Raw genomic sequence first — 3,136 nt, forward strand, 5'->3', positions numbered from 1 at the left:
TCCCCGCTCGCGCACCCACTCGACGCCCAGCGCGCCTACTACGCTCCCGGCCAACGCGTGGAGGTCTTCGGCCTTCGCCATTGGACGCCCGCCGCGCTCCAGGACTCTATCAGCCGCAAGGTCCCTGGCCAGGCCCTCCACGACGCTGCGTGCATGGCCACGCTTACGCAGACCTTCGGCTTCGCCGATGCTGAGGTGACGCGGCTGACCATGGTTGGCGGGCCGGGTGCGAAGAGCCCTACCGACCGGCGGCACTATCTCCTCATCAAGCTCGTCGAGCCGCAGGACTCGGCCGAGGTGGTGTGGGCGCCGGAGCCGCGCGGGATGAGCGTCCTGCGGCCCGAGTACGCGTCCCTCGTTCAACCGTCGCTTGGCGAGACGCACGCCACAGCGTTCGGCTGGACCTGGTTCCTCCCGGCGCTCCAGTATTACGGCCTCGACTCGGCCGGCCGCGCGCAGGGGTTGAAGCAGTATCCGCAGCTGCAGAAGGATGCGTCGCGACTCTGGGCATTCCTCGATGCACAGAGTTCCCCCGCGAGCCGCGACCTGGCTCTCATCGCGCTGCGGGACGACGCGCTGTACGTGAACCGGCTGGTCGCGGCGATGATCCTCGTCAACTTCGCCGATGAGGACGCGGCGTGGCTTGCGCTCGTCGAGGCCATGCGGGACTCGCATCCCGCCGTGCGCGCACTCGCCACGCATGCGTTGGGGACGATGAAGCCCCGCACGGTGGACTGGACCCCGGCGGTACCTACGCTGCGACTGCTGATCGGGGGCACCAACGTCCGTGCCTTCGAGGACGTCGTCCAGATGCTGGTCCAGACGGGCATTGCGCCCGCGCACGGGCGCGCGTTACTGAGTGGCAATTCCCGGTGGGTCCTCGAGCACCTGCGGGCCGAGAATCCGATGACGCTGGAACGGACGACCCGGTTCCTGAAGCGGATGAACGGCGGGCGGGACGCATCGGCGTCCAAGGGCGGATGGGAAGCATGGCTGGCGCGGTTGTAGTCGCAGCCGGGCCCTGACATCGCGGTGGAACCATGAGCTCGTTCGAATTGTTTCGTCCACATGATGGCATGCGATCAGGGATGTGGCTCGCCATTGCGCTGCTGCTCGTGACGGCATGCCGTGGCCCCGCGCAGTCGCCCGTGCCGGGGCCGTCCCCGCTTCAGCTGCTGGCGGATCAGCCGCTCGACCAGCCGCCGCACACGACCGACAGCGTGTGGGCGGTCGTAACAGCGCCACAGAATGTCATCGATGACGGCGAGGGCGGTCGATGGGTCCACAATGCCCTGTACGTGGCCTTCGTGGACGGCGTGCCGATCGCGCGTCGGCAGCAGCTGGTCGACTCCGTGCAGGCGCGCGTCGTCGGGGGCACGACGCTGGGATTGACCCCGCTGCACCTCCTGGTGTTCGAGCATCTGCGTCCGGCTCCGCGTGATGTCGCGTTAGATGCGTTGTTCAAACTCACGGATGGATTGCGCGCGCATCCTGAGGTGAAGAGCGTGCTTACAATCGAGCTGACGCCAAGCTTTGCACCCGACCGCGAAACGAACCGTTGAAGCGCTCGTGACCGGCTTGCTGCCTGGCCGCTGTTCGGTCCCACCAGCCACGAGGATCCGCAACGTGAGACCCCTGCACCCTCTCTGGCGCCGCGCCGTCGTTGCCACCGGGTTCTCGCTCGCGTTGGGCGCGCCGGTCAGCGCGCAGTCGCCTCCGGACTCCGCAGTCGTCGTTGCGCTGGTGCGGCACGCCGTCGCGCATCTGCCGCCACGCGACTCTGCACTCCGCAGCGCTCCGTGGCGAGTGGAGGCGTCCGACTCCGCCTCCCGGGCGTGGCGCTCGGCAGCCGCGTCCGTGGCAGCGGCGATCAAGGCGCGGGCGGCCTCACGCCGGGACAGCATCCAGGCGGTGATGACGCTCGGCGAGTACGCCGATTCGGGTGGTGTGCACCGCCTCTCGGTAGAGGTCGTGACACTGGGCCGGTGCGGCGCCACCTGGGAACGCGCCTGGGCCTACACGACGTGGTACGAGGTCCTGGGTCGCGAGTTGTCCGGAGCCTGGGAGTTCACGCCACCGCGCGAGGTGTGGCACGGCGACCCGACTGTGTGTCTCGAGCGGCCCGATCTCACCCCGGAAGGGCGGCAGCGCGTCCCCATCACCAAGCGCACGCCGTGAAAGCGACGCGCTATTGGCCGGGGTGCGGTCGCACCCCGGACGCCCTGGCGGTGAGTGCCATCGTGGCTGCATGTGCCTGTTCCAGTCCCACCGCCGGGCCTGATCGTGACGCCCTTCGAGTCGAATGGCGGGTACCGCTGCCGGGAGGATCATACCCCGGTCCACCTGCCCCTGCGCTCGCGGGCGGCCACTTCTTCGCGGTCGCCGGCGGGATAACGGCGCGACGTGCCACCGACGGTTCACAGGTCTGGCACGCCCGAGGCTCCGACTGGGTTTATGGACCGGCAAATCTCATCGCCAGCGCTGGATTCGTGTTCGCTGCCGAATCGCTCGTCTATGCGCTGGACGGTGGGACCGGCCAGGAACGGTGGCGCTTCACGCCGGTGACCAACGCGTCGATTGGCAAGAGCGCCGTCGACGACCGTGCATTCTACTTTGGGACGGGGACGACGGCACGCCGCATCTATGCGCTGAATCGGGCTGATGGCGGTGTGCTCTGGAGCACCGAGATCGGCCCGGAATGGGAATTTCGTGGGTGGGTCCGAGGAACCGCGGTGAGCGGTGACACCGTCTACGCAACCGCCGAGCAGTACCGTGCGGAGAACGGGTATCGTTCGTCCGGGTGGCTGGTCGCGCTCGACCGGTTCACTGGGCGGATCTTTTGGCGCTACACCCTGGGTGCAGGCGAGGACGCGAGAAATCTCACGTCGTCTCCGGTCATCGTCGGCCGGTTGATCCTGGCCAGTGACTACAAGGGAAACGCCGTGATCGCCGTAGACCGGTTTACCGGTCAACTGGTATGGGAGACTGCCGGTGAGGCGGGGTACGCGGGGCCGGCCGATTCGCCGGTCGTGGTCGGAGACACAGCGTATGTCGGCTCGGGTGATACCCACGTGTATGCCCTGGACGTGGCATCCGGAAAGATCCTCTGGCGCGCACGAACGGAGGCATCGGTGAA

4 protein-coding genes are annotated in these 3,136 nt (G+C 68.0%); all 4 read left to right on the forward strand.

Annotation, left to right across the window (positions count from 1 at the left end; all coding sequences use genetic code 11):
- A partial coding sequence (locus VFU06_09785; protein ID HEU5209692.1) for a HEAT repeat domain-containing protein occupies positions 1–1,008 on the forward strand: 1,008 nt, incomplete at its 5' end.
- Between the two features lie 68 nt (positions 1,009–1,076).
- Positions 1,077–1,562, forward strand: coding sequence for a hypothetical protein (locus tag VFU06_09790; protein HEU5209693.1), 486 nt, complete (start codon positions 1,077–1,079; stop codon positions 1,560–1,562).
- A gap of 64 nt (positions 1,563–1,626) precedes the next feature.
- A complete protein-coding gene (locus VFU06_09795) occupies positions 1,627–2,178 on the forward strand; it encodes a hypothetical protein (protein ID HEU5209694.1) in 552 nt (183 codons plus the stop codon).
- Between the two features lie 62 nt (positions 2,179–2,240).
- A partial coding sequence (locus VFU06_09800; protein HEU5209695.1) for a PQQ-binding-like beta-propeller repeat protein occupies positions 2,241–3,136 on the forward strand: 896 nt, incomplete at its 3' end.

The organism is Longimicrobiales bacterium (assembly GCA_035764935.1).
Classification (GTDB): domain Bacteria; phylum Gemmatimonadota; class Gemmatimonadetes; order Longimicrobiales; family RSA9; genus DASTYK01.

What these genes read in the sequence shown, in the direction of transcription:
- VFU06_09790 (HEU5209693.1), top strand. Translation starts at nt 1,077, where the DNA reads ATGCGATCAGGGATGTGGCTCGCCATTGCGCTGCTGCTCGTGACGGCA.